The organism is Psychrobacillus sp., from assembly GCF_056205495.1.
The window spans coordinates 1-3,710 of the sequence record NZ_JBAEAP010000532.1; the positions used below are offsets into that span (position 1 = coordinate 1).

Below are 3,710 nucleotides of genomic sequence, written 5' to 3' on the forward strand. Positions count from 1 at the left end.
ATGCTGGAAGGGTTAAATGAACAGTTTTTTAAAAACTTTAAGAAGCTACAATCTGAGGGCAATGAAATCATAATCGTCCACGGCGGTGGCCCGGCTATCAACAAAGCACTAGCGGACAATGGAGTAGCTTCGACTACTATTAATGGCTTCCGAGTAACTTCCGAGGAAGCAGTAGACATTGTCCAATGTACACTCGTCGGCAAGGTCAATCCAGCTCTAGTGCTCCAGCTCAATCAAAACGGGATTGCAGCTGTAGGCTTAAGCGGCTATGATGGCAATCTACTCGAATGCGACTTCTTAGACAAGGAGACTTACGGCTTTGTCGGAGAAATAAAACAGGTCAATACAGGCATTCTTGAAACACTGCTAGTAAATGGCATCACACCAGTCATTTCCTGTATTGGCTGCCTACCAGATGCAACACCACTCAATATAAATGCAGACACCGTAGCAAGTAAAATCGCTTTAGCAATTAAAGCAGATTGCCTGCTGCTAGTAACAGACACACCAGGTATTAAGATAAACGGAGAAGTCCAAGAGGTCGTGCAAACATCCTCTATCAAGGAATGGATCGCATCCGAAGACATATATGGCGGGATGATTCCTAAGGTCACTGCAGCTATGGACTGCCTAAAAGAGGGTATTCCATCTGTCAAAATTGTAGATGAAAAGCTAAACGGTACAACGATAGTTCATCAGGAGGTTTTTGCATGAGTTCCTTGTTTCCAAACTACGCCCGACGCCCTGTACATTTAATAGAAGGAAAGGGCACAATCGTCACCGATGATCAGGGCAAAAAATACTTGGATTTCACTAGTGGCATAGCGGTGCTCAGCCTAGGGCATGCGCACCCTGCCATTGTAAAAGCAATCCAAGAGCAAAGCGAAAAGCTATGGCACACATCGAACTTATTCGAAAGTAAAAAGCAGGAGCAGCTTGCTAGCACTTTAATAGAAGAAACTCATTTTTCTCATGCTTTTTTCTGCAATAGTGGAGCCGAGGCAAACGAAGCTGCCATCAAGCTCGCACGCAAGCATACAGGGAAACATACTATTATTACCTTCGAAAACTCTTTCCACGGCAGAACGTTTGGAGCAATGTCCGCAACTGGTCAGGAAAAAGTACGTCAAGGCTTCGGTCCAGTGCTAGAGACATTCAAAACTTTGCCATTCAATAATGTGGAGCAGCTAGAGGCTTCTATCGATGAAGAGGTCGGTGCGATCATGCTAGAGGTTATCCAAGGAGAAGGGGGAGTCAACAAAGTTACCCCTGAATTCGCCGAAGCAATCTCTAATATATGTGAATCAAAGGGGATCCTACTGATTGTAGATGAGGTCCAAACAGGCATCGGCCGAACAGGTACCCGCTATGCCTACGAGCAAACCGTCTTAAAGCCAGACATTATGACACTAGCAAAAGGATTGGGCGGTGGCTTTCCAATCGGAGCAATGCTCGGAACTAGTGCTCTAGGAGAAACATTCTCCCCAGGAACTCATGGTACGACATTCGGAGGGAACCCCCTTGCAGTCACTGTCGCTCAAGCAGTACTAGAAAACGTATTTGAATCGGAATTTTTAAACGAGGTCAAAAAAAAATCTGAGTATCTTGTGCATAGACTGACGGAGGTATTGCCATCCTATAAAGTAGTTGGTGCTGGCTTATTACTAGGACTCGTCTGTGAAGACGAAGCGGCACCATACATAACCAAAGCTGAAAAAGCCGGACTTCTATTAGTAGGAGCAGGCCAAAACGTCATCCGTCTACTGCCCCCATTAACAGTAACTCATGACGAAATCGATCAAGCAGTAGAAATCCTATCTAGCATCCTAAACTAAATAAACTTGAATTAAAGCGCTCAGCGAACCGCTATTCACAAACATGGACCACTCTTTATAGAGAGGTCTTTTTTGTTTTTCTATCTATACAGAAGAAAAACTAGATTTCAATAGTATTACAGGTGCCTGGCACTTGTAATAATTAGCAGTTTTAGGGGTAGACATTATATAAATATAGCAAAATCTCTTTGAATCTTTCCAAAGATATAAAACTTAGTTCCTATGCTTAATAGACTAGTGTTTCAAGTATTTTACAGGAGTTTTACAACGTAAAAAGAGATATTACGATGAAAAAAGTTTTTGATTAGTTTTATAAGGTAATAGCCAAGTGCTATTGTACTATGCGTGATGGGTCATAAAAATATCATTCTAAGATAAGGAATCCAGAGATTATAAACCTTAAAAGGAAGTAAAAGTAAAATGAATTCAGCGTGGATATTTAAAAAAAGAAGTAGAAAACAATAAAAAACATCGACCCAAGAATGAGTCGATGCTAAGTTAATTTCCATTTATAAATTCTCTTCATAAAATAAGAAAAGAAGCATCCGAAGATCAGATGCTTCTTTTCTTGAGCGATAAAACGAAGGAAGTAGAAGGCTGCACACTAATTAATGTACAAACAAGTTTACGGCGTTACACATTTATAAGTAACCTTCTATACTGTACATCATAACATATATTTGGAAAAATGCACGCCTTTTTCTAAAAAATATAAAATTATTTTTTTAATCAGACTTATCCTAATAAATGGAGATAAGCAAGAATATATCAAACTATATTGTAAAAAGAAAAAATTCTAAAAAAGACTAGCCTAAATGGTAATATTACTGTATTATGGAAAGTGTAATGAAGTCACTGGTGCTTTCATAACATCATTCTTTAAAAAAACTGGTAAACTTTCTATATTATTGGTTGATTTTAGTATAAGAGTTGGGTATACTCATATATTGTTAGGGTGATGATAATGGACGCGATCAGGCGACCGCTTTTACACACTAAAAAAAATGCAACACACAAGCGAAGGGAGATCACAAGTTTATGAAGAAAAAAGCTATTAAAATTGCAGCTTCAACTGCAGTAGCAGCTTCAGCATTCGTTGCAGCAGCACCAGCTCAACAAGCAGATGCAGCAACAAACGTAAATCAATTAATCACAGACGCACAAAATGCAGGTACAGTTCTTAAATGGGCTATTTCAGTAGAAGGTACTGCTGACTACAAAAATGAACCATGGACTGAGTACAACAATGCTAAAAATGCAGTAAAAAAAGCAGAGGATGCAATCGCTAAATTAGATGCATCAGCAAAATTAGCTTCTCAAGCTAAATTAGTAGATCCAAAAGTAAGTATCACTCGTGCAGGAGCATATATTGATGCTATTACTTCTGGTAAAAAAATCCTTGCTAAAAACGCTGCTTTCGAAGCTGCTGTTGCAGCAGGTAACTTAGATCAAATCGAAAAAGAATATCATGTAGTAACTGAAGAATTCCGTAAACAAACTATTCTTAACTACCGTGTTTATGGACAATCAACTCGTGATGAAATTCTTAAAGAATACAAATTACCAATTGAAAAAACAGTTCGTGGCTATGCTAACGAAGTAACTGTTCATATGCTTACTAAAGCAGCAGCTGCTGACGTAAAAGCTAACAAATTAGAAGAAGCAGCTCTTAAATTAACTGAAGCTCAATCAATTCTTGATTCAGCTGATCTTAAATGGGAGACTACTCTACAAAAATCTGCTGATGATGTAGCAGCTTCTATGCCACTTCAAGTGTTATCAGTATCACGTACTGACAAAAACACTGTAGTAGTTAAATTCTCTAAAACTCCTGCTGATCTTTTAGCAGCTGGACAATTCACATTTGATAAAGGT

General features: G+C 39.0%; 2 protein-coding genes and 1 pseudogene. All 3 read left to right on the plus strand.

Annotated elements, in window-relative coordinates:
* Positions 1–714: acetylglutamate kinase (gene argB, locus AC06OU_RS15015; protein ID WP_475856854.1), on the plus strand; the 714-nt coding region annotated here is incomplete at its 5' end.
* Entirely contained in the window at positions 711–1,835 is a 1,125-nt protein-coding gene (locus tag AC06OU_RS15020) for an acetylornithine transaminase (RefSeq protein WP_475856856.1), read from the plus strand. The genes argB and AC06OU_RS15020, both read left to right, overlap by 4 nt.
* 1,038 nt (positions 1,836–2,873) lie before the next feature.
* Positions 2,874–3,710: pseudogene (locus tag AC06OU_RS15025) on the plus strand (hypothetical protein); the annotation flags it as partial.

Coding starts and splice junctions, on each gene's coding strand:
- AC06OU_RS15020 (WP_475856856.1), top strand. CDS start 711: ATGAGTTCCTTGTTTCCAAACTACGCCCGACGCCCTGTACATTTAATA.